Here is a 23,663-nt window from a genome sequence, read left to right as displayed (position 1 = left end):
TTCTACTTAATCCTGAACGTAAACGGCACCACGTAAAACACCTTCACGGGTTTGCCTTTCAGCTTGGCGGGCGTGAGGGCTGCTGGTTGGCTGAGCGCCGCGTCCAACACGGCCTGGTTCAGCTCTGGTCCCGCCGACTTCACCACCTGGGCCTGCTCTAGCGCGCCCGCTTCGTTGACCACAAAGTACAGGTACACGGTGCCCTCCATGCGGTTGCGTAAGGCCTGCGTTGGGTATTTTAAGGAGCGCTGTATTTTGGTTTGGATGTCAAACTTGTCGCTTGGCGTACTGAACACCGGCATTTGATCGGCGTAAGGATAGATCTTCTCTTTGGGCGCTGATGACGGAACAGGATTGAACACCAAAGGCATTACAAACGTGTCGCTTTCCACGGGCGTGCCGTCTAAGTTGGCGGGAGTCCAGGTGGGCATTGCTTGTATCCAGAGCGTTGCGGCTTGTTCTAGTACGGGCTTTGCAGCGTCAATTTCAGCTCGGGGCGCAGGGTCTTGCTGGGGCTTGCGCATGAGTGGCCCAATGGGTTTCGCCTCCGTTACTTTGCCCTCCTTGTTGATTTTGAACTTCACAAATACCCGCGCATCGAGTCCTGCGGGGCGAGCAGCCTCTGGATAGGGAATGGCCCCCAAGTAAGCGAGAAGTGCGTCGGGGCCGCCCGGATATTGCGGTTCGGTGGTGACGGCGGACGATGGGTTGGGCTGGATAGCAAAGCTGATGGGCACCGTTAAGGATACGGCCACGGGCTTGCCCTGCTGCTGCCCTGGCTGCCAGCCGGTCATGCCTGATACCACCCGCAGGGCTTCTTGGTCTAGCGCGGGGGCAACGGGCTTTACCACTTGCACCTGCTCTACTTTCCCTTGCGCATTCACTACAAACGAAACAAACACTTTCCCACTGGCACCTGCCTGAACGGCCTCGGCCGGATAGCGGACGTTACGCCGCAGGTACGCTATAATGGAGTCGTTGCCACCTCCGTTGTAACGCGGCATTTGCTCTACAAACGTGAAAACCTGGGTGGTAGAGGTAGCCGACGGCGGAGTGGTCTGAGCAAACAAGCCGGTGGCAACAACGAGCAGTAGTCCTGTCAGAGCACTATACCAGCAGGCTTTCGTGGTGGGGTTCATGTAAATCTGGCCGTATGGATATGGAATTGCGTATTCAAGGTAAGTGCTTCTGCGTATACTACCTCTGTTGCTATAAGCTGTTTGCCAAGGCGCCGCAATAGAGAGGAGAAAACAGCAAAAGAGCCTCCCAAACCAAGTTTGGAAGGCTCTGCACGGAATGAATGAAGTAAGCGAGCTTATACGGTGGCGGCCTCTTGGGTAAGAAGCCCCATCTTCATCATAGCTTCTGCAATCTGTACGGCGTTGGTTGCGGCTCCCTTGCGTAGGTTGTCGGCTACCACCCACATATTGAGGGTACGGGGCTGCGTTTCGTCGCGGCGCAGACGGCCAACAAGCACTGCGTCGCGGCCGTGGGCGTCTTTGGGCATCGGGTAGCGGTTGTTGGCCACGTCGTCCACCACTTCCACGCCTTCGGTGTTGCGCAGGATGCGGAACACGTCTTCCATTTCAAATTCCTGAGCAAATTCCACGTTCACCGCCTCGGAGTGGCCGCCCATTACGGGGATGCGCACGGTGGTGGCGGTTACGCGGATGCTGTCGTCGCCCATGATTTTCTTGGTCTCTTTCACCATCTTCATCTCCTCTTTGGTGTAGCCGTTGTCCTCGAACACGTCGATGTGGGGCAGCACGTTCAGGTCGATGGGGTGGGGGTAGGCAGGGTTGCTGGCCGCTTGGCCGGCGCGCTCTTCCATGAGTTGGTCAACGGCTTTCTTGCCGGTGCCGGTTACGCTCTGGTAGGTGCTCACCACAATGCGCTCCACTTTGTAGGCGTCGTGCAGCTTGTTGAGCGCTACCACCATTTGAATGGTCGAGCAGTTGGGGTTGGCAATGATTTTATCGTCGGCGGTGATTTCCTTGGCGTTGATTTCGGGTACCACCAGCTTTTTGGTGGGGTCCATGCGCCAGGCCGAGGAATTGTCGATAACAACGGTGCCAACTTCGGCAAACCGAGGGGCCTGCTCTTTGGATATCGAACCGCCAGCCGAGAAGATGGCCACTGCCGGACGGGCCGCAATGGCGTCGTCCATGCTAATCACCTTGTACTTTTTGCCTTGGAATTCGATTTCCTGACCCACCGATTTCTCGGAGGCAACGGGCAGGAGTTCCGTGACCGGGAAGTTACGCTCGGCCAGCACTTTCAGCATCTCGCCACCGACCAAACCGGTGGCACCTACTACGGCTACTTTCATGGTTGTTAAGGTTTGGATTCCCTAAAGGTAAGGCCAGTAAATTCTTTTATCTTTCTGGCTGTGCTTTGTTGTGAAAAAGTGCAGCCGCCCACGGTTTTGTTCAATAGGTTGCGGCGCGTTTCTAAAGGGAATATTCAGGTATACAAGGGCGTGCAATCTTATCTGTTTTCGTGAAAAAACTACTACTACTATTCCTGCTAGCGCCGTTTGCTGCTAGTGCGCAGCTGCTCGATACATTTGCCGACGGTAACTTCACCCAGAATCCGGCCTGGACTGGCGACGGAGCTAGTTTCCAGGTAAACGCGCAGCAGCTCCAAAGCAACGGCCCCGCCGTTACGGGTACCACGCTGCAACTCGTAACGCCAAGCCAGGCTGCCGCCGGAGGAACCACCTGGGAGTTCTGGGCGAACCTGCGGCTGGCTACCAGCAGCGGCAACTACGCCGATGTATGGCTAACATCAGAGCAAGCGGACTTAAAAGCCACTGGCAACCGTGGGTACTTCGTGCGCCTGGGTGGCACCGCTGATGAGGTAGCCTTGTTCCGAAAAGACGCCAGTGGCAGCCCGGTATATGTAGTGAATGGCGCCGATGGCACTCTGGCTTCCACCACCAGTAACCTGGTTCGGGTGCGCGTAACTCGCTCCGCGCAGGACGTCTGGACGCTGGAGCGGGACTTGGCCGGCACCACCACCTACGTCCGAGAAGGCACGGCCACGGATGCTACGTTGCAGCGTGGAGCCTATTTCGGGGTCCAGCTAACGTACTCGTCGGCCAACAGCCGCGCTTTCTATTTCGACGACTTTCGCGTTGCGGACACTGCCGCGCCGGCTCCGCACACGGTTACCGTTGTTGCAACTCGGCAGTTGGACGTGCTGTTCAACGAGGCTGTTACCACACAGGCTGCCAGCAGCTACCGCCTAGTAGCGGCCGGAGCACCTTCCGTAGCAAGCGCCCAGCGCGACGCGGCGAATCCTGCGCTGGTGCACCTAACCCTAACTGCCGATCTGCCAGTGGGAACTACCACGTTGGAAATCCGCAACATCACGGACCTGTACGGGAACACGGCTGCTGGGCCACTGACGGTGAGTTTCCAGAACAACGGCTTTGCTGCGGCGCCCACCTCGAATCAGGTGCTTATCACGGAAATATTTGCCGACGAAACTCCAACCGTAGGACTACCCACCGCCGAGTACTTGGAGATTCACAATCCGTCGGCTACGGCGGTGCTGGATTTAACTGGGGTACGGCTACTGAAGGCAGGTAGCACCAGCAGCCCGGCCGTGTTTCCCGCGGGGGCTGTGCTGTTGCCAGGCGAATACGCCGTGGTATGCGGCAGCACCCGAACGGCGCAGTTCACTTCCTTCGGCAAGGTGTTCGGGCTAACCAACTTTCCTAGCCTAACCAATTCCGGCGACCAACTGCTGCTGCGCGGGCGTACCGGCCAAACGCTGTTCGAGGTGAACTACTCCGATACGTGGTATAAAGACAGCCGCAAAAAAGAGGGCGGATGGAGCCTGGAGCTAGTAGATACCAGCAACCCGTGTGCAGGTATTGAAAACTGGATGGCCAGTACCGACGCCAGCGGCGGCACGCCCGGCCGAACCAACGCTGCCCGTGCCACCAACCCCGACCGTACTGCCCCCCTGCTCCAGCGCGCTTTAGCGTTGAATGCTTCCACTATTCGCTTGTTCTTCGGGGAAAAGCTGGACAGCACGGCATCAGCTAATCCCGCTCTGTACACGCTCGCGCCTGCCATATCTGGGGTGCGCGTAGCGCCCGTCGGACCCGATTTTCGGAGCGTGGACCTGCTGCTAAGTGCCCCGTTACAACCCAATCAGCCCCTAACCGTGGCCGTCAGCGCTGCTACCGACTGCGTGGGCAATGCGGCTGGCCCCACCACGTCGGCCACCTTTGCGCTGCCGGTGCCCGTGGCCGCTGGCGATGTAGTGCTCAATGAAATCCTGTTCAACCCCCGTACAAGTGCCGTGGACTTTGTGGAATTGCTTAACCGCTCCACTAAGTACCTGGATGTACAAGGGTGGCAATTAGGAGCTGAAAAGCCAGACGGCACCACCGACCAGAACCTCGTGAATAGTAGCCCCCACGTACTGGCCCCCGGCCAGTTGCTGCTGCTCACCACGCGCCCCGATGTGGTAAGGAGCCAGTACCCAACCAGCGCCGAGCCCGCCACTTTCTTGCAGATGGCAGGTTTCCCTACCTACCCAGATGATGCTGGCATTGTGGTACTGCACGATGCGCAAGGCCGTTTGCTGGACCGCTATGCCTACGCCGAGGAGCACCACCTGAAGCTGCTCGATGACTTGAATGGCGTGTCGCTGGAGCGGATTCGGGCTGAAGGACCAAGTACGGCAAGCAACTTTCACTCAGCGGCCAGTGCTGTTGGGTATGCCACTCCGGGCCGCCACAACTCACAGCAGCAAGAGGACCCCAGCGGCGGCAAACTGTTCAGCATAGCGCCCGAAGTATTCACGCCCGATGAAGACGGCCAGCAGGATTTTACCACCCTCAACTACAGCCTAGACAGCCCGGGCTATGCGGCCAGCGTGACTGTATACGATGCGCAAGGCCGCATAGCGCGCCGCCTGGTCCGCAATGAAACCCTGGCAACCGCTGGCTTTTTTCAGTGGGATGGCCTGACCGACCGCGGGCAGAAAGCAGCAATTGGCTATTACGTGCTGCTGATTGAGTTATTCAAACCCAATAGCGGCGAAAAGCACCAATACAAAAAGACGGTAGTACTCGGAACACGTTTCTAGAAGCCAGAGCGTACCAGCAGCACCGCTAAGCGTTTGCCCGGGCTGCCTCAGATAGCGTGGCCAAAATGCCGGATGCAGGGCTTCCAGAAATCCTGGTGAAACTGAATCCAGCCGTGTACCCCGAAAGGCAGGCTGTTGATGTCGTGGTTATTGAATGGCAACTCGCTTTCCTTCCAGTCTACATATTCAGCGCCGAAGTTTTGGGCCAGCGCCACGGGCGGTATTTTGAAGCTGCGCAAGAGTTTAGGGAAATGGTTGGTAAGAAAGATGTCATCCAAAAAGCCCCTTTTCCGCAGCCTTCTTATCCAGTGATAGAAGTTGATATACGCCCTGAATTTGGACGTAATGTGGTAGAACGTGCTAACCTTTTTGATGGCGAATCCGCCGTTGCCGAAATATTCCGGCTGGCTGAATCCCAGGATTTTCCGCACCGGCGTGTCGGGACTGAAAAAAGAGGGATTATAAATGACAGCTCCAATGTAGTCGTAGCCCAGGGAGCACCATTTTTCCAGCTCGTCGCGAAACACGAAGGCGTCGAGGTGGCAAATCATCATGTATTCGTAAGGCAAAAAGCGCTGATAGTAGACGGGGTTGGTTAGCAATTCTCCAAAAGCATTACGGCCCTGCCACTCAAACCGCTCGACGGTTACTTCCGCTTTTCCCCGGCAAAACTCTTCATACCACTTGGTATTCAGTTCAGTAGCCGCCATGAACACGATAGGATACTTGTGTAGGACGGAGAGGGTTTGGGAGAGAGAAATCTTTTCCAGCTCCGACGGTTCTTCTAAATGAATGGGTATTACTACAGTGGCGAGAGCCTTCTTCATGTAAATAGTATAAGCATAGGTTGTAAAAATACTATTAGTCTGCATTCAATGCAACTACATAGGGCAGGAACTAGCAGCACTATTATTAAACCCCTGATAGCCATCCATGTCCAAGCAACATGACAACGACGCAACAGCACCTACAGCACTTGTATTGGCGTGCCGGGTTTGGACCTCGCCCCGAGGATTTGGCCAGCGGCGTAAGCCCACGTAAAGCACTGCGTCAGCTCCTGCGTGATTCCGAAAAGGTGGAGCTGCTCGGCAATCCGGCCATGCAGTACCAGGAGCCGCTTACCCCGTTTGTGGCCCTGCCATCGGGGGCGGGTACTCCTCAAAACGGCATGGTAACGACGCCAGACCAAACAGCCTTGGGTTCGAGGAGCAAGCAGCCACCTGCCGATGCCTCTCCAGCTAATAGGGGAGAACTGCTGCAGGGCATGAATACGCTGCCGTTGTTGCGCCGGGAGAGCATGACGGCGCAGCAGCGCAAGATGCAGAACGACAGGATCAGGCAAGCTTTTTACGCTATGAATACTGGCTGGCTAGGTCGGATGGCTACCTCGCCGGCGCAATTGCGGGAGAAGCTCACGTTTTTCTGGCATGGCCATTTCGCCTGCCGCGTACGGCGGCCCGATGCGGCGCTGCAACTCAACAATACCATCCGCCAGTTGGCGCTAGGCAAATTCGGCGACCTGCTGCTGGCGGTGAGCAAGGAGCCAGCTATGCTGCAATTCCTCAACAACCAGCAAAACCGCAAGCAGCGCCCCAACGAGAACTTTGCCCGGGAAGTGATGGAGCTTTTCACGATGGGCCGCGGCAACTACACCGAGAAAGATGTGAAAGAAGCGGCCCGCGCCTTCACAGGCTGGGGGTACAATGGGCAAAGCCAATTTGTGTTCCGCGCCAACCAGCACGATGAGGACCCGAAAACCTTCCTGGGGCACACCGGCAACTTCACCGGCGAGCAGGTGCTGCGCATCATCTTGGAGCAGCCGCGCACCGCCGAGTTTATTGCCACCAAGATGTATCGCTTCTTCGTGAACGATACGCCCCATCCGGCGCATATTCAGCCGCTGGCCCAGGCGTTCTTCAAGAGCGACTACGATATCAGTGCGCTGGTGGAGCAGATGTTTTCCGCCGAATGGTTTTACGAAGCCGCCAACGTCGGGACGCGCATCAAGTCGCCAATAGAACTGTTAGCGGGCATTAAGCGCACCACAGGGTTGCAGCTAGCGGATAGCAAACCGCTGATTGTGTTTCAGAAAGCGCTGGGCCAGACATTGTTCGAGCCGCCAAACGTGGCGGGCTGGCCCGGTGGCCGCAACTGGATAGATTCGTCGTCGTTGCTTTACCGGTTGCAGCTGCCTTCCGTGCTGCTCCGAAACGCCGAGTTCCAAGTGGCCTTGAAGGAAGACGAAAACGACATTGCACCGCAGGTGTCGAAGTCGGACCGTACGTTTCGGCAGCAGGTGAAAGCCACTGTGCAACTGGCGCCAATACAGGCGATGCTGGCCAAGACTGCCCCCAACCAGCAAGCTGCCAAGCTCAGCGAACTGTTGTTGCAGACACCTATTCGACCCGAAAACCTAGCGCTGGTCCAGAAAGCAGCCGATGCAGTTCCCGCTGAAGGCCGCCTGCGTGCCATGGTAACCAGCATGCTCAGTTTGCCGGAGTACCAGCTGATGTAGCAAATGAGCTGTGTGGTACAGTCGTCATGCAGAGGCAGAGCCGAAGCATTGTGCGTGCTGATGCAGAATTAGGAACTCAACGACACCACGCGAGATGCTTCGGCTCCGCTTCTGCATGACGGTTTAAATAAATAGCACTATGGCTACTTCCCGCCGCGACTTTCTAAAGACTTCCGTGCTGGCCAGCAGCTTGCTGTTCGTGCCGAAATTCTTGCATGCCCTAGACCGCCAAGGCCTCCAGAAACTAGCGGATGCCAATGGCCGCCGGCTGGTGGTGGTGCAGCTAGGCGGCGGCAACGACGGGCTGAACACCATCATTCCGTTTCGCAACGACCTCTACTACAAAGCCCGCCCTACGCTGGGTATCAAAGAACAAAGCGGCATCCTAGCGCTCGACAAAGACTTGGGCTTCAATCCCGCCATGACCCAACTGAAGGGGCTCTACGACCAAGGCCACGTGGCCGTGCTGAACTCAGTAGGCTACCCCAACCCCGACAGGTCACACTTCCGCTCCATGGACATCTGGCAGAGTGGCTCGGCCTCCGATCAATACGTGAGCACCGGCTGGCTGGGCCGCTACCTCGACTCCAACTGCCCGGCTTGCCAAGTGCCCTACAACGGGCTGGAAGTGGATGATACGCTGAGCCTGGCCATGAAAGGTGCGCTGCGCAAAGGGCTGGCGCTGAAGAACCCCGAGAAGTTTCACCAGATAACGCAGAACCGATTTCTTGCGCAAGTGAGCGGGGAAAAGCCGGCTGGGGCAGTATCGGAACTGGACTACCTCTACCAGACGCTGGCCGAAACCACTTCTTCGGCCGATTACCTCTACCAGACGTCTAAGGTCTACAAGTCCAGCGTGGCGTACCCCACCACCGAGTTTGGCCGCAACCTGAAAACCACGGCGGAGCTGATTAACTCTGGTATCGAAACGCGGGTGTTCTATGTGTCGCTCACTGGGTTTGACACGCACGTACGGCAGCAAGAGCAGCAAGGAAAATTGCTCGGCGACTTGTCGAACGGCTTGGCGTCTTTCGCCGAAGACCTGCAACAAGCCCGCAACTTCAACGATACGCTGGTCGTGGTGTTTTCGGAGTTCGGCCGTCGCGTAACCCAGAACGCCAGCAACGGCACCGACCACGGTACGGCCAACAACGTGCTCTTACTTGGGGGTGGGCTTCGGCAAAAAGGAATACTCAACAACGCGCCCGACTTGGAAAACCTGCTCGACGGCGACTTGCGCCACCAACTGGATTTCCGTAGCCTTTACGCCTCCATCCTGCACGACTGGCTGCAAGCCGACGACAAAGCTATTCTGGGCCAGGAGTTTGAGCGGCTGAAAGGGTTGGTGTAGAACCGTCGTAGGGCTATAGCTGCGGCACTTTCGACACGTACAAGGTGCCGTTTGATGTGTTGCAATACTTGAATGTTTCCCGCCCGCCGCATAGTGGCGCAGAAGCTGTAACGTAGAGCCGAGACTTGGTATCAAAGGCGATGCTCGTAATCTGGTGGTCCTGCGGTAATGTTAGGTGCTTGCCAGTTGACGTCTGGATGCCGACATAGTCGATGCGCGAACTGCTGGAGTTAGGTGCCAGCGGCGTCAGCAAGTACTCGATACTGTACAGCGTACCGGAGGCGGCCGTAACCTTGTTGCGGGGCACGCGCGGTTCGAAATCAGCGCGGCGCCAGTTGCGGTAGGGCCGCCAAGTCAGGCCCTTATCGACACTAAAGTGAGAGGGGGAGGTAGCATACTGAATCTGGTCGTTCAGCGCAGAGCCTAATCCTGCGTTGAGGGTCAATAGTGTGTCCTGTTGCTGATAAAATCCAAATAGTCCGCTGTTAGTCTGGTAGTCGCCTTTCTTCCAGGTCTTACCACGGTCTTGGGTGGAGTAAATTTCATAGCGGGTGGTAATGACAAGCGTCCCGTCGATGTCGCCAGCTACAGCCTCAATGTCGCGGTCGTCGGGAGAGCGGAGAGCGTACCAATCGGCATATTCAGGTTGGGGCAAGGCGTCGTTGTCGTCCTCTTTTTGGCAGGCGCCTACGCTGGCAAGGGCCAGGCCGCATAATAATAATAAGCGTTTCATAGTTGACAAGGATAGTAGCAGAAAGACAGTAAGGTACCGGTTCTGCTCTGTACTTCAGCTGATTTGAGGTGATATCCTTGTCACCTAGTCTTCGCCTCCTCACATGCCCATTCCACAGCCGAAAGCTACACTGCACGAAATCTTCGCGGTTGGGTTGCTAAGCGTAGCGTGCGGCAACAGCAAATGGTAGGTCGTCGATGACGTTGAACCGCTACCCTAATTTCTACGCCACCGTGCTCCACAACTAGCTGGAAGCTATTGACAGCAGCATTCCAGGTAAGTAATTCGAGCAGTTGAGAACAGGAGCACAAGCCGCTGCCAGTAAGTAAGCTCATCCGTTAAGTACTAAATTATAGTACCTCAACAATATCCTTTGCTTATGTTGACCGTAGAAAGTGACATACTTCATCCTTTCCACTCCAACCACGAAACCATCATGAAAGTAATATCACCCCGCGTGCACGGCATGCTCGACTACGGCACCATTGCCCTGTTTGCATTAGCTCCTACCATCTTCAATTTCGATGGCCCATACGCCACCGTCTGTTACGTCCTAGCCGCCGGCTATCTGGTCATCACGCTCCTAACCGACTTCCCTATGGGTGTGGCCCGTATGATTCCGTTCCCGATTCATGGCGGCTTGGAACTGGTAAGCGGGTTGGCTCTGCTGGCCGCACCCTTCCTGTTTGGCTTCAGCGACGACAACCACGAAGCTCGCAATTTCTTCATGGGCATGGGCATTCTGTTCCTGGGTACTTGGATGCTTACTGACTGGAAGGCCAACACTCATACGAGTGCCACGCACAATGCCATGATGCCAAACCATCAGCACTAATTGCGGGTAACTCCTATTAAAAAGCCCGGCTGCTGCGTGCAGCCGGGCTTTTTTGATGAGCCTTAAAGGCCGGAAGGTCAGCAATATCCTTGTGTTGCGCGAGCCGTAACAGAAAGTATGGTTTCACCTCACAACTCTACCGCGTATGAAAATCCTGTCACCTACCGCCCACGGTGTCGTTGATGTAATGTTCATCACTTTCTTGGCCATGGCTCCCATTATGTTCGATTTGGAGCCTGCCGTTGATACCGCCTGTTTTGTAATGGTGGGCGGCTACCTGGCTCTGACGCTCCTAACCGATTTCAAAATGGGGCTCATTCGCCTGGTGCCCTTTCCCATCCACGGCTGGCTTGACTTGCTAACGGGCATTGCGTTGCTGGCTGCCCCCTTCCTTTTCCACTTCCCGGCGGGTAGCGCCGAGCGCAACTTATCTTGGGTGCTAGGCGCAGTATCGGTTGTCACATGGCTTATCACCGACTGGAAATTTCAATCTCGCTCGATGATGACCGACAATGGGTAATCAATTAGCTCCTTACAAGAAAAAGCCCCTGCATAACGGATGTGCAGGGGCTTCTCTTTGTAGGTTTTCTTTCAGTAACTGTTGGGCTACCGTTCAAACACCAGTCCTACGTAGTATTCTCGGTCGGAGAAGCGGCTAATGGCAAAGCGGCGCCCAAAGTCCAATTGCACCCGTTCCGAAACGTGGAAGATAGGCCCTACGTTGATGGCAGAATTCCACTGCTTGCTATCCAAATCGAGGCGGGTTGAAAACTCCGCGAAAACGGCCAGCCACTCATTGAAGCCGTGGTCGAGAGCAAAGGAAGGGGCTAGCTCTACATAATGCTTTTCTTTTTCGCGGTCGTAGCTAAGCAGGGAAGCTGCTTGAGCACTGATGTGCCAGTCGTTTTGGAAGTTATACGTGGCTGGTAGTAGCAGTCCATACTCATAGCCACCTGCTCCTTCCCGGCCACCGGTAGGCAACCGCACAAAGCCAATGGCGGCTATCACTAGGGCCTCGGTTTCGTCGTCATCACCGATGAAGTTGTGTTTCACCCGCACGGCCATATCGCCGAAGCCTGCGTGGCGCTCGGGCTCACTGCCTTGTTCCCAATCTTTTTCCACCGTGTAAGGATCAACGAAAACCTGCACTTCGGTTTTGTCGCTGATGCCTGCCCGAATGGCAAAGGCGTTCAGGCGTAGCATCCGGGACCGGGGTTGTTGCCCTGGCCTGCTGTTGGTAAGCCGCACAAGGTCGGTTTCAAACTGGAAATGGCCTGGGTCGATGGTGTTAGGGCTTTCTGTGACACCAGGACGGTCGGCGTTGAGAGGACGCAATTGCCGCCCGCCCGATGATGAGCCGCCAGCCTCCGAAGACGTAGCGCGTTTGAGCGTGTCGGCCGGGGCTTGTGCATAGCCGGAAGTAGTCAGTAGAGAAAGCCACGTACACGTAAGCAAGAGAAGAATTCGGGTCATAGAATGCGGCGCAAGAGGTGAGAGCGAAGAAAGATTGCCGCCAAGCTCCAGCTTGTACGGAGCGAGTATGGAGTGCCAAGTATAGGCCAACGACAGCGGGTTGTGCACAAATTTAGGCCGTTTTCCAGTGCTTCGCGCCTTCTACGAGCATCCACTGAAAACAGCTAGAACGGCACAATAACTTTCACGCTCAGATTGCGCCCCTGGTTGTAAATCCCGCGCCGCCCGTTGGGGGAGGCAGCATAGTACTCGAAGTATTTCAGCCGATTAAGGTGCGACTGGTACGTGGTGTTAAAGGCGTTGTCAAGCTGCATAAAAAATTGCAGGACTTCTCGCTTTGCAGAACCACCCAGCAGCGTAGTGCCTGCCCCAAGCCCCACCAAGGCGTAGCCAGCCGTGCGCGTTTCCGTGTTGTCAACGGCGTAGAAACGATGCTGCGGCGCAGTATAATCCAGCACGGCGCGCACGTAGGTGTTGGTCAGCGCACCCCACGCCTGTTGGCTGGTGAGGCGCACTTCCGACCGAGTGCGCAAGGGCGGGATAAAAGGCAGGTATTTAGCTGCTGCGCCGTTGGTTTCCAGCAAGCTTGCTTCTTTGTTGAGGCCCGTTACGTAGGCTAAGCTGTTGTTGAAAGCCAGCATCGGCAAGGCTTTCGGATGCAGGTTCACCGTTGCTTCGGCCCCGTAGAGCCGCGCCCGGCCCTGCTGGTATTGGTAGGTGGTGTTGCCAGGCACAAGGATGACGGGCTGCCCATCGGGGCCATTTAGGCGGGCCTGGTAGATGTAATTGTCGATGGCATTGTTGAACACGCTCACACTCACTTCGGCATCGGGCAGGTAGGCGCTTAGCCCCAGGTCCTGCTGCAAGCTGAACTCCGGCCCGAAGCTCCGGTTGCCTAAGTACACAATGTGTGCGCCCGGGTCGAGGCCGTTGGAACCTACCTCTGTGATGTTGGGCGCCCGGTAGCCCCGGGCCACATTGGCCCGCAGCAACAGCCGCTCCGACACGTTGTAGGTGGCTCCCAAACTAGCCGATACCCCCTGGTAGCGCGTGCGGAAAGCGGCAAACTGCGGGTCGGTGCCGGCGGCTTCACTGGCGGATAGTTGGGTGGTAAAGCCCGTAGTGGAATCGGTGCCTACGTAAAAGTCGGCCCACTTTAGTAGGCGCGTATCATAGCGCACCCCGCCGGAAAGATCGAGCTTCCCGAAAGTCTTTTTGGCATACAGGTACCCGCCGATATCAGTTAGCGCATAGTCGGGGATAGGAAAGTCGGTAGCGGCGCGGTTGTGGTTGGTTTGGTGCATGCCGTTCAGGCCCAACGTGGTTTCCAGGCCTAGCCAGGCGGGTGCTGCGTAGCGCAAGTCGTAGTTGTAGGTGTTCAAGGCCACCGCCAAGCCCGCCTGGGCAGGAGCGGTAGGGTGGTTGTACTCGCGACGGACGTTTTGCTGCGCTCCAAGGAGTGCGTGCAGCTCGCCGGTCCCCAGTTGCAGGCGGGTCCGGTTCAGCAAGCGGTAGTGCTGAATCCGCTGGTGCAGCGGATTGATGCGGTACGTGCTCAAATCGGGTGTGGGCACCAGCGGACGGTTTTTGAGGTTGTCTTGCTCGCCCTCGGCCACTTGCCGCGTAAATTTTCGGCTCAGCGAATCACGGCTGCCGTCGGGTATTTCCTGCCGGTTGTCATAGAGAGTGGCGTATAGGTGCGTTGCACCCCATGTTTTTTCCACGCCGGTCATGGCCGTTAGGTTTAGCTCCCGAAAGGCCGTGCCATACACGCGGCCTTCCACGGCGTTGCGGTACGCCTGCGCCATCCGGTACGAGCCCCGCGTTGCGTATTGCCAGCCCTTCTGGTTGTAATGCAGCCCCACCGACGTGCCCACCAAGTTGTTGTTGGTTTGGTACTCGGTCAGGGCGTCGCCGTGGAGTTGGCCCGCTGGCCCGTTGGGCAGCCGGGGCAGCATATTGATAACGCCCGCTACAGCATCCGACCCGTAAATCAAGCTAGCCGGGCCTTTTACCACTTCTATGCGGTCGATGTCGTACTGGTCGATTTCGATGCCGTGCTCGTCGCCCCACTGCTGGCCTTCCTGGCGCAGGCCGTTGTACATAGTCAGCACTCGGTTGTAGCCCAGCCCCCGGATGAAGGGCTTGGAAATATTAGGCCCGGTTGTAACGGCGCTCAGCCCCGGCACCCCTTTCACGGCCGCGTCAATCAGGTTACCGTTGCTATTAATATTCACTTCGCGCTTGCTGAGCACCGCAATGGGCACCGGGCTTTTGCGGATTTCTGTGGCCCGGCTTACGCCCGTAACCACCACCTCAGAAAGCGCCGCTGGCAGAGCGGCAAGGGGCACATCTACTGCTTCTACGGTTTGTCCGGCCAATATTTGCAGCTGCCGCCGCTGTAGTTGGTACCCCACACTCGAAAAAATCAGGGTATGGGTTCCAGCGGGCACCGCTCGGAGCGTATAGCGGCCCTGCGCATCAGTGGAGGTGCCAAGCGTGGTGCCCGGCAGTGCTACCGTGGCTAACTCGAGCGGCTTGCCGTCCGCCAGCACCCGCCCTTGAATAGTCCCGGTTGCAGACTGCGCAATTGCTGGCAAGTGCAGGATAAGCAATACGAGCACAAAAAGGAGCGAAGTATAGTAAGAGAGCTTCATGCGGATGGGGTGAAGGCAGCCAGAGGGAATACTATGTTCTTTATCTGAAGCTGTAAGGAGCTTCTCTTTAAGCTGGGCTGAAAAAATATTTAGACAAGTCTAAAAGTGCAAGCAAAAAAATGCGTGGGGGCTTGTTCGCCGCCACGCATTTCATGGTTTAGCCGAAGAAGGTTTCGTACAGCAAATAGATGTTGAGCACGATAATAATACCCGACACCAGCCAAGCTACTGCCTGAATCAGGGGCCGGTTTACGAACACGCCCATCTTGTCTTTGCTGCCCGTGAAGAGGACCAGGGGTACCACGGCAAAGCTCAACTGGAAGCTGAGTATCACCTGGCTAAGAACGAGCAATTCGCCGGTGCCTTTTTCGCCGTAGAGCAGTGTTACAATTAGGGCCGGTATTACCGCAATACTGCGGGTAATCAGGCGGCGCAGCCACGGTTTGAGCTTGATGTTAAGGAAGCCTTCCATCACAATCTGGCCAGCCAGCGTGCCCGTAAGCGTAGAATTCTGGCCTGAAGCCAGCAATGCCACTGCAAACACCGCACTGGCGGCACCGGCACCTAGCACTGGAGCCAATAGTTTGTGCGCGTCGCTAATGTCGGCTACGTTGTAGTGACCGTTGCGGTGAAACGCCGCCGCAGCAGTTATCAAAATAGCCGCATTCACGAAAAACGCCATAAACAGCGCCACCGTCGAGTCGATAGTCGCAAACTTGATGGCCATGCGCTTGCCACCTTCTGTCTGCTCGATGGCGCGCGTTTGCACGATGCTGGAATGCAGATACAGGTTGTGCGGCATTACCGTAGCACCCAAAATTCCGATGGCGATGTACAGCATCTTCGGGTTGGTGACCACCTGGGGCTGAGGCACTAGTCCGCCCAGAATGCCAAACCAATCAGGCTTGGAAACAATGATTTCGTAGAGAAAGCAGCCGAAAATGACCACAATAAGCCCCGCAACGATGCTCTCTAGCACGCGAAACCCACGGCTTTGAAACAGCAAGACCACCAACACGTCGAGAATGGTTAACACCACGCCCCATGCCAGTGGTAAGCCAAACAACAGATTGAGGGCAATGGCCGAACCAATAACTTCGGCCAAGTCACAGGCAGCAATGGCTATTTCGCACAGAAACCACAAGACCATGCCTACGGGCTTCGAGTAATGGTCGCGGCAGGCCTGCGCCAAGTCACGGCCCGTCACGATACCTAGCTTGGCAGCTAGGTGTTGCAAGAGCATCGCAAACAGGTTGGAAATCAAAATAACCGACAGCAAGGTGTAGCCGAACTGGGCACCGCCGGCAATATCGGTGGCCCAGTTGCCGGGGTCCATATAGCCAACTGCTACCATCAAGCCCGGACCCCAAAAGGCCAGCAGCTTGCGCCAAAAAGAAGCATTCTGAGCCGGCACTTTTATGCTGGCATACACTTCACTCAGCGACGGGCCGGTACGTGCACGTCGCCATCCGGCTTCGGGAGCAACAAGGGGTTCGGCTGGTACTGGTGGGGTATCGGTAAGAGGAGGCATATAATCGGGTACTAAAGAACTCACAAGATACGTTTTTTAGGGTTGCCTAAAAATAATTTTAAGACGGTGTAAATACTGGCAAGCGTGCGAAATAGTTTTCATGCGAGGCCAGCTATTTCAGGCCACAAGCACTAGCCGTATGTTTTCATAGCGAGAGGCTTTGCTAAACAGGCCTAGCAAGCAGTAGCACTGCTTTTCTGTTCGTTACGGCTATTTACGGCAGGCAACCACAGTTGGTATAGCTGTTTGGCGCCCAAACCCATAAAAAAAGGAACGATGCTCTTCCGCAGCATCCTCTCTTTCACAGGATCAGGTATGAACAGCCCGCTAACTCCCCCAGCCTTTATTGGTCTTACCACTCACCTCATGTAGCAGATGGTAGCAGACACCAGCGGGCCGGTTATACAGGCCCTGGACGTGCAGAGGCAGACAAAGGCTTCAACGCGTTGCGCTTATGCATCAGTTGAACCACTAGCCCTCGGAAAGCAGCACTGAAATAGACAACTGATTGAATGCAAAAAGAGCGGCGCCAACACGGCGCCGCTCTTTTTATGGTTGTTATAAGGCTATATACCGCTCCAAACGGCCAGATAGCCTTACTTAGCCGGTGTGGTATATGCTACTGCACTACCAGCCGGCGCGTGTACTGGGTGTCACCAAGTTGGGCTTGCACCATGTACATGCCGCTCCGCAAGCCATTCAAATCCACGTTCACTTCCTGCTGGCCAGCTGCTACTTCCACCGTGCGAGTGGCCCGGCCTAGTACGTCGCGCAGCTGTATGGTGGCGCGGCTACCAGCCGCGGAGGGCAGCCTTACGGCAACACTCTGGGTGGCGGGGTTAGGCGAAATCCGCAACAAGCTAGACAAGCCATTTTTCACAGCGCTTGGCATGTAAGAACGATTTTCAAGCACTAGAATCCGGTCGTCGGTGGCGGCGGGGTTGCCCCGATTGTCGCGGTTGCTGGTGCCCACGTACACGCGTCCCTGCGGCGATACACAGATGGCCCGCATGCGCCCGTAGGTGCCAGACCATACGTTATTTTGGCTGGCTACCTGGTCGCCGGCCGTGTTGAGTTGCAGGCGAGTCAACGTACCCGCTTTCAAACTAACCATCAACAGCGAGTTGTTCCATTCCGGAATGGCTGGGTGAGCGTAGTAGGTTAGGCCTGCTACTGCCAACGTAGGGGTGTAAGAAACTAGCGGCTCCCGTACATTATTGGCTGCACAAAAGGTTTGTTCGGCGGGTTGGTCGCAAAGGCCTTCGATACTGGGCCAGCCGTAGTTGCGGTTCACTTCAACTAGATTCACTTCGTCCTCCACGTTTTCGCCATGCTCGGAGCTATAAACCCGGCCGGAAGTGGCGCGCGCTAAGCCTTGGGGGTTGCGGTGGCCGAACGTGTACACCAAGCTACCCGGCGTTGGGTTGTCAGCGGGTACGGTGCCGTCCAGGTTCATGCGCAGGATCTTGCCGTTCAGCGAAGCGCGGTTTTGTGCATCAGACCGAATCTGTGCGTCGCCGGTGGTCATGAGCATAGTACGGTCGGGCAAAATGAGCAAGCGCGAACCGCTATGAGTGGTAGTGGCCGTGATATTGCCAATCAGTATTAGCGGGCTGCCGAGCGTATTGGTGGCGGCAGCGTACGTATAGCGCACCAGCTTCTCCTGGAGCGTGCCGTTATTGGTGTAGTTGTACACAACATATACGTAGGGCGAAGTAGCAAAGTCGGGATGTAGGGCCATGCCGAGCAGGCCGCTTTCGCCGGTTTCCGTTACGTCGGCTACTGTAAGCACGGGGAGTACTTGGCCAGTAGTGGGGTCGATGCGGCTGATGCGGCCAGCCCGTTCGGTCATCCACAAGAAATTGTCGGGTCCCCAGAGTAGCTCCCATGGCGTGTCGAGGTTGCCAGTGAGAGCCGACGCCGAAACCGTTGTGTTGCCGACCGTGTAGGTGGCCAATACCGGCCCTTGCTGGGCCACGGCCGGCACCGCTAAAGTGCTGAACAACAATAGAGTAGAGAAAGCTTTCATGCGTGGTGAAACGTTTGGTGATAGATGAGATATAGTACTGCCCTAATCAACGAAACAAAGTCTGCCTTGGATGATCTTACGTGCCATCTTGGTTGTAAAAATTCAAGGCAAGGCAGCTGGCCGCCGTCTTGTAGCAAGAAGTTACCTTCGGGAACCCCTTTGTTGTTTCCTAGCCCAAATCATTTCGCTTGAAAATCGATATGCTGCATCTAGAGTCTCATCATCCCAAGCAGTTCCGTATCAGCACCGACCCCGCCCAGCTGGACGTAGGGGCCATTCACCGCTACTTGGCGGAAGATTCCTATTGGGCCAAAAACATTCCGCTGGAAACTGTGACGCGTGCCTTGGCTAATTCCTTGAACTTCGGGCTCTACGCTCCTGATGGTCAGCAAGCAGGCTTTGCCCGCGTGGTCACCGACCGGGCCACGTTTGCCTGGCTCTGCGACGTATTCGTGCTGCCCGCCTATCGGGGCCATGGGCTTTCCAAGTGGTTGATGCGCGTAGTGTGGGCGCATCCCGAGCTGCAAGGCCTGCGCCGCCAGTTACTGGCCACGCTTGACGCACACACGCTGTATCAGCAGTTCGGATTCCAGGAGCTGGCGTTTCCGGAACGCTACCTGGAAGTGAGAAAGACCAACCCCTACGGCGCCGAAACCGCCAATTGAAGGCCGCTCGTCCTGCCCCAACGTGTGGCATCTTTAGTCTCCAACGTAGCAATTCCACTTTTCAATGAACTCTGCCCTGGCCGCTCAATGGCACCAGCTAACGACCCCGATACTTGCCAGCGAAGCGCGCCGTGAAGCAACGTTGCAGCAGTTGCTTGCCGCTTACAGTAAGTCTGGCCGGCATTACCACACCTTGCACCACGTGCAGGCGCTGCTCGATGCGGTGCAACGCGACGCTGTCACCCTGCACGACCTGCCCGTAGTGCAGCTAGCCGTCTGGTTTCACGACGCCGTGTACAGTCCGCTGCGTAGCGACAACGAAACCCGGAGTGCAGAGCTGGCTTTGCAATTTCTGGCCGAAACTACCCTCGAAGAAAACCGGCAACAACGAGTTGCCTTGCTCATCGAACGCACCAAAGACCACACCCAGGCGCACCCCGACGACGATACCGACCTGCAGCTATTCCTCGATGCGGACCTTAGCATATTGGGTGCTTCGGAAAAAGACTATTGGCAATACGCCCGGCAAATACATGCCGAATACAGCATAGTGCCAGACATGCTCTACCGCCAGGGGCGCCGCAACGTGTTGGAAAAGCTTTTGACAACGCCCGTCCTCTACCGAACTGCCCCCTACCGAGACCGGCTCGACGCCGCTGCCCGGCGCAATCTGCAAGCCGAGCTGCACGCCTGGGAAAACGATGGTTTGTAGGCTGGTTGCTCCATAGGGTGCTGTTACTGCCGTGTTTTTCTGCAACATTCGGTCCGCGGCCCGTGTCCTTGCCCGCCGTTAAAGTTGTACTGCTTCTTCCATCTTCACGTCACTGATGCGCTTTTTCTCTTGTCTTGGATTGCTGCTTACGGCATCCTCAGTTGTTGCTCAAACCCCCAACGCCGGAACGGCCACCAGCCTGGCTCCGCTTACCGTTGAGAAGATAATGCGCGACCAGGCGCAATGGCTGGGCACTTCGCCGTCGGGGGTATATTGGGGCGAGGACAGCAAACAGATTTTTTTCAACTGGAATCCCGACAAAAACCGGCGTGATTCTCTATATCAAGTAGCACCAACCGGTGGTGCGCCGCGCAAAGTAAGTGCGGCGGCACAGCGTGCTATGCCAGCCAGTGAGGGCCGCTACGATGCCACGTACACCCGCAAAGTGTATGAGAAAGACGGCGACATTTACTTGCTCGACCTGAAGACCCAGCGTACCCGGCGCGTAACCAACACGGCCGAGCGCGAAACCGACCCTGGCTTTGCGCAGCGCGGCCAACTGCTGGTCTACACCCGCGCCCAAAACCTCTACACCTGGAATCCCGCCACTGGCGAAACCACCCAGCGCACCGATTTTCGGCGTGGCACCCGGCCCGGTACCCCCTTGCTCGACCAATCCGACAAGTTTCTGCGGGCCCAGCAATTAGCCCTGTTTGAAGTAATTCGGCAGCGCGACCAAGACCAAAAAGCACGGGAGCAGCAGCAGCGGGCATTAGCCAAGCTGCGACCTAAAGCCATTTACCTCGGTCAGCAGTCGGTGCGCGACGTGCAGCTCAGCCCCGATGGCCGGTACGTCACCTACACGCTCGTGCAAGAACCCACCAGCGTGAAGGCAACGGTAGTGCCTAGCTTCGTTACGGCTTCGGGGTTCACCGAGGACTTGTCGGCGCGTACCAAAGTGGGTGGCCCCCAAACCGCCTACGAATTAGGGGTTTATGATGTGGCGCGGGATACCACTTTCGTGCTCGGCTACCGTGAGCTAAAAGGCCTCGACGAGCAGCCCGCCTACCGCAAAGAGTACCAATTGCCCGCCAAAGCGCCTCAACCCGCGGATTCTAGCAAGGCAGCAGCTAAAAAACAGAAACCAGCCACCGAGTTACGCCGCGTCCGGCCGTTTGGGCCTTTCTGGTCAGAGGATGGGCAGCGGGCTTTCCTGGTAGTGCGTTCCGCCGACAACAAAGACCGGTGGATTGTTGCCCTCGACCCCGCCACCCAAAAAATCAGCATGCTCGACCGGCAGCGGGATGAAGCCTGGATAAACGGCCCCGGCATCGGCTACGACGAAGGCAACGTAGGCTGGCTCGACAACCGCCGCGTGTGGTTTCAAAGCGAAGAAACCGGGTATTCGCACCTCTACACCGTAGACGTAGTATCCAACCAGAAAAAGGCGCTAACCAAAGGCAACTTCGAAATCCAAAAAGCCCAACTCAGCCGCGACAAAAAAACGTGGTACCTCACGGCCAATGCCAGCCACCCCGGCGAGCAGCATTTCTACCACATGACGCGCGAAGGAGGGCCGCTTCAGCAAGTAACAAGCTTAGTGGGAGGCAATGAAGTCTCCATCTCGCCCGACGAAAAGACCTTGGCCGTACGCTATAGCGCCTCCAACAAGCCTTGGGAACTCTATGTGATGCCCAACAAAGTGAACGGCAGTACCAAAGCCATGCGCCAGCTGACCCACAGCACCACACCCGAATTTGAAAGCTACGCCTGGCGCCAGCCGGAAGTAATCAGCTACAAAGCCCAGGACGGCGCCGACGTGTACGCGCGGCTGTATCGGCCAGTTACCCCGCAGGCGCAAGGACCAGCCGTAATTTTTGTGCACGGTGCTGGCTACCTGCAAAACGCCCACAAGTGGTGGAGCCAATACTCGCGCGAATACATGTTCCACAACCTGCTCGCCGACAAAGGCTATACAGTGCTCGATATCGACTACCGGGGTTCTGCTGGCTACGGCCGGGGCGTACGAACCGGCATCTACCGCGCCATGGGTGGCCTCGACCTAACCGACCAAGTGGACGGCGCCAAACTACTTACCCAGAAGTATGGCGTGAGTGCCCAGCGCATTGGTATCTACGGTGGCTCCTATGGGGGCTTCATCACCCTGATGGCCATGTTCACGCAGCCTGATGTGTTTCGGGCCGGCGCTGCGCTGCGCTCCGTCACGGATTGGGCCCACTACAACCACGGCTACACCGACAACATCCTCAACGAGCCCTACAACGATTCACTGGCCTATGCGCGGTCTTCCCCCATCAACTACGCCGCTGGCTTGAAAGGCGCTTTGCTAATGTGCCACGGGATGGTGGACACCAACGTTCATTTTCAGGACATCGTGCGTCTTTCTCAACGTCTTATTGAGTTGAAAAAGGAGAATTGGGAGTTAGCCGTGTATCCTGTTGAAAATCACGGGTTCGAGGAGCCCAGTTCCTGGACCGACGAATACCGCCGGATTCTAAAGTTGTTCGAAACGAACCTGAAGCCTGTGCAGGGAAGCGGTGGGACCGGGAATTAAGAGAAACGAAGCGGTTTTCTAGGTCGTGGCCAGTTGCGCTACTTGTTGTGCTAGGGTAAGCGTCAAACTGGTTCTGGAAATTCAAGTTGTCACAACTCCCAACTAAATAGTAGCTTTGCGACCCTGCCCTGTGGCAGGGCGGGGGCTACCGGCCTCGTCCGCTGAACACTTATCTACTACTGATGCCGTACCTGTTTACTTCCGAATCTGTTTCGGAAGGCCACCCCGATAAAGTAGCCGACCAGATTTCGGACGCCATTCTCGACGAGTATTTGCGCCAGGATCCTGCCTCTAAAGTCGCCTGCGAAACTCTCGTTACAACAGACTTCGCGCTGGTAGCCGGCGAAATTAAGTCGAAGGCACGTGTAGAAGCGGAGCCTATCGTTCGCGAAGTTATTCGGCGCATTGGTTACAACAAACCGGAGTATTTGTTTAACGCGGATACGTGCGAGGTGATGAACCGCTTGCACGCGCAGTCGCCTGACATCAACCAGGGTGTTGAGCGCGCCAGCGACGAAGAGCAAGGTGCCGGTGACCAAGGGATGATGTTCGGTTACGCCACCAAGGAAACTGAAAACTACATGCCGTTGGCGCTCGACCTGTCGCACCGTTTGCTGCAGGAGCTATCGAAGATCCGCAACGAAGGTAAGGAAATGACGTACCTCCGGCCCGATGCCAAGAGCCAGGTAACCATCCGCTACGCCGACGACAATACGCCCGAGGCCATCGAGACCATTGTAGTCAGCACCCAGCACGACGACTTCGATACCGACGAAGCCAAAATGCTAGCCGTCATTTCCGACGACATCAAGAACATTCTGATTCCTCGTGTGAAAGCCCAGCTTGGCGCCGACGTACAGAAGCTGTTCACCGCCGACATCATTCACCACATCAACCCTACGGGCAAGTTTGTTATCGGCGGCCCCCACGGCGACTCTGGTCTAACAGGCCGTAAGATCATCGTAGATACCTACGGTGGCAAAGGCGCACACGGTGGTGGTGCTTTCTCGGGCAAAGACTCGTCGAAAGTGGACCGTTCCGCGGCGTACGCTACCCGTCACATTGCCAAGAACCTAGTTGCCGCCGGCGTTGCCGACCAAGTGCTGGTGCAGGTAGCCTACGCCATTGGCGTAGCCAACCCAGTAGGCGTGTTCGTAACCACCTACGGTACCACCAAAGCAACTGGCACCGACGGCCAGAAGCTCACCGACGGTCAAATTGCCGAGAAGGTGCAAATGCTCTTCGACCTGCGTCCTTACGCCATTGTACAGCGCTTGGGACTGCGCAACCCCATCTTCGCCGAATCGGCAGCGTATGGCCACATGGGCCGGCAGCCCGGCACCAAAGAGGTGCAAGCACTGGATGGCACAACCCGTACGGTTGAAACCTTCACCTGGGAGAAACTCGACTACGTAGACAAAATCAAAGCTGAATTTGGTTTGTAATATAGGGAAGCAAGAGCCTGTGGCTCTATTCTCAGA

Annotated in this window: 17 protein-coding genes; 9 read left to right on the top strand and 8 right to left on the bottom strand. The window is 56.5% G+C overall.

The genetic code is table 11. The annotated features are described in order from the left end of the window. Positions 1-2: 2 nt before the first annotated feature. Together MTX78_RS20130 and MTX78_RS20125 are read right to left on the bottom strand one after the other, a co-directional pair. Positions 3-1,139 carry a TonB family protein gene (locus MTX78_RS20130; protein WP_243797777.1) on the bottom strand — a complete coding sequence of 379 codons (1,137 nt, stop codon included), beginning with the start codon at positions 1,137-1,139 and terminating at the stop codon, positions 3-5. 176 nt (positions 1,140-1,315) lie between these two features. Beyond that, a complete protein-coding gene (locus MTX78_RS20125; protein ID WP_243797776.1) occupies positions 1,316-2,329 on the bottom strand; it encodes an aspartate-semialdehyde dehydrogenase in 1,014 nt (337 codons plus the stop codon). Between the two features lie 170 nt (positions 2,330-2,499). Between MTX78_RS20125 and MTX78_RS20120 the strand changes: the two genes are divergently transcribed. Next, on the top strand, positions 2,500-5,106 hold the full coding sequence (locus MTX78_RS20120; RefSeq protein WP_243797774.1) for a lamin tail domain-containing protein: 2,607 nt from the start codon (positions 2,500-2,502) through the stop codon (positions 5,104-5,106). Between the two features lie 47 nt (positions 5,107-5,153). On the opposite strand, the gene MTX78_RS20115 is transcribed toward MTX78_RS20120, so the two are convergent. Continuing rightward, positions 5,154-5,933 (bottom strand): DUF5672 family protein, encoded by a 780-nt coding sequence (locus MTX78_RS20115; protein ID WP_243797773.1) that lies wholly within the window; start codon positions 5,931-5,933, stop codon positions 5,154-5,156. A gap of 119 nt (positions 5,934-6,052) precedes the next feature. On the opposite strand from MTX78_RS20115, the gene MTX78_RS20110 reads away from it, so the two are divergent. Both MTX78_RS20110 and MTX78_RS20105 read left to right on the top strand, forming a co-directional pair. Then, a complete protein-coding gene (locus tag MTX78_RS20110; RefSeq protein WP_243797771.1) occupies positions 6,053-7,621 on the top strand; it encodes a DUF1800 domain-containing protein in 1,569 nt (522 codons plus the stop codon). Positions 7,622-7,760: 139 nt separating this feature from the next. Next, positions 7,761-8,972, top strand: coding sequence for a DUF1501 domain-containing protein (locus MTX78_RS20105; protein ID WP_243797770.1), 1,212 nt, complete (start codon positions 7,761-7,763; stop codon positions 8,970-8,972). Between the two features lie 13 nt (positions 8,973-8,985). Here the strand turns inward: MTX78_RS20105 and MTX78_RS20100 are convergent, their stop codons facing one another. Further along, the gene (locus MTX78_RS20100; protein ID WP_243797768.1) at positions 8,986-9,705 is read right to left on the bottom strand and encodes a hypothetical protein; all 720 of its coding nucleotides are present in this window, start codon (positions 9,703-9,705) and stop codon (positions 8,986-8,988) included. Positions 9,706-10,084: 379 nt separating this feature from the next. Between MTX78_RS20100 and MTX78_RS20095 the strand changes: the two genes are divergently transcribed. Both MTX78_RS20095 and MTX78_RS20090 read left to right on the top strand, forming a co-directional pair. Continuing rightward, positions 10,085-10,540, top strand: a complete 456-nt coding sequence (locus tag MTX78_RS20095; protein WP_243797766.1) for an SPW repeat domain-containing protein — start codon at positions 10,085-10,087, stop codon at positions 10,538-10,540. Positions 10,541-10,685: 145 nt separating this feature from the next. Continuing rightward, the gene (locus tag MTX78_RS20090; RefSeq protein WP_243797765.1) at positions 10,686-11,060 is read left to right on the top strand and encodes an SPW repeat domain-containing protein; all 375 of its coding nucleotides are present in this window, start codon (positions 10,686-10,688) and stop codon (positions 11,058-11,060) included. 86 nt (positions 11,061-11,146) lie between these two features. Here the strand turns inward: MTX78_RS20090 and MTX78_RS20085 are convergent, their stop codons facing one another. The 4 genes from MTX78_RS20085 to MTX78_RS20070 all read right to left on the bottom strand — a co-directional run bounded on the left by MTX78_RS20085 (position 11,147) and on the right by MTX78_RS20070 (position 18,230). Further along, a complete protein-coding gene (locus tag MTX78_RS20085; protein WP_243797763.1) occupies positions 11,147-12,013 on the bottom strand; it encodes a transporter in 867 nt (288 codons plus the stop codon). Positions 12,014-12,177: 164 nt separating this feature from the next. Further along, positions 12,178-14,670 (bottom strand): TonB-dependent receptor, encoded by a 2,493-nt coding sequence (locus MTX78_RS20080; protein ID WP_243797762.1) that lies wholly within the window; start codon positions 14,668-14,670, stop codon positions 12,178-12,180. 157 nt (positions 14,671-14,827) lie between these two features. Next, positions 14,828-16,201: an Nramp family divalent metal transporter gene (locus tag MTX78_RS20075; protein ID WP_243797760.1), complete on the bottom strand. Its 1,374-nt coding sequence runs from the start codon at positions 16,199-16,201 to the stop codon at positions 14,828-14,830. 619 nt (positions 16,202-16,820) lie between these two features. Next, positions 16,821-18,230 (bottom strand): PQQ-dependent sugar dehydrogenase, encoded by a 1,410-nt coding sequence (locus MTX78_RS20070; RefSeq protein WP_243797759.1) that lies wholly within the window; start codon positions 18,228-18,230, stop codon positions 16,821-16,823. Positions 18,231-18,430: 200 nt separating this feature from the next. Here MTX78_RS20070 and MTX78_RS20065 point away from each other — a divergent pair, with 200 nt between their 5' ends. The 4 genes from MTX78_RS20065 (at position 18,431) to metK (ending at position 23,627) form a co-directional block, all read left to right on the top strand. Continuing rightward, entirely contained in the window at positions 18,431-18,895 is a 465-nt protein-coding gene (locus MTX78_RS20065) for a GNAT family N-acetyltransferase (RefSeq protein WP_243797757.1), read from the top strand. A 64-nt stretch (positions 18,896-18,959) separates the two neighbouring features. Continuing rightward, positions 18,960-19,607: an HD domain-containing protein gene (locus tag MTX78_RS20060; RefSeq protein ID WP_243797756.1), complete on the top strand. Its 648-nt coding sequence runs from the start codon at positions 18,960-18,962 to the stop codon at positions 19,605-19,607. Between the two features lie 115 nt (positions 19,608-19,722). After that, positions 19,723-22,182 (top strand): S9 family peptidase, encoded by a 2,460-nt coding sequence (locus tag MTX78_RS20055; RefSeq protein ID WP_243797754.1) that lies wholly within the window; start codon positions 19,723-19,725, stop codon positions 22,180-22,182. A 182-nt stretch (positions 22,183-22,364) separates the two neighbouring features. Continuing rightward, positions 22,365-23,627 (top strand): methionine adenosyltransferase, encoded by a 1,263-nt coding sequence (metK, locus tag MTX78_RS20050; protein ID WP_243797752.1) that lies wholly within the window; start codon positions 22,365-22,367, stop codon positions 23,625-23,627. The last annotated feature ends 36 nt before the right edge of the window (positions 23,628-23,663 follow it).

Origin of the sequence: Hymenobacter tibetensis (assembly GCF_022827545.1) — a bacterium.
Lineage (GTDB): Bacteria > Bacteroidota > Bacteroidia > Cytophagales > Hymenobacteraceae > Hymenobacter > Hymenobacter tibetensis.
This window is presented reverse-complemented; position numbering and strand designations above follow the sequence as displayed.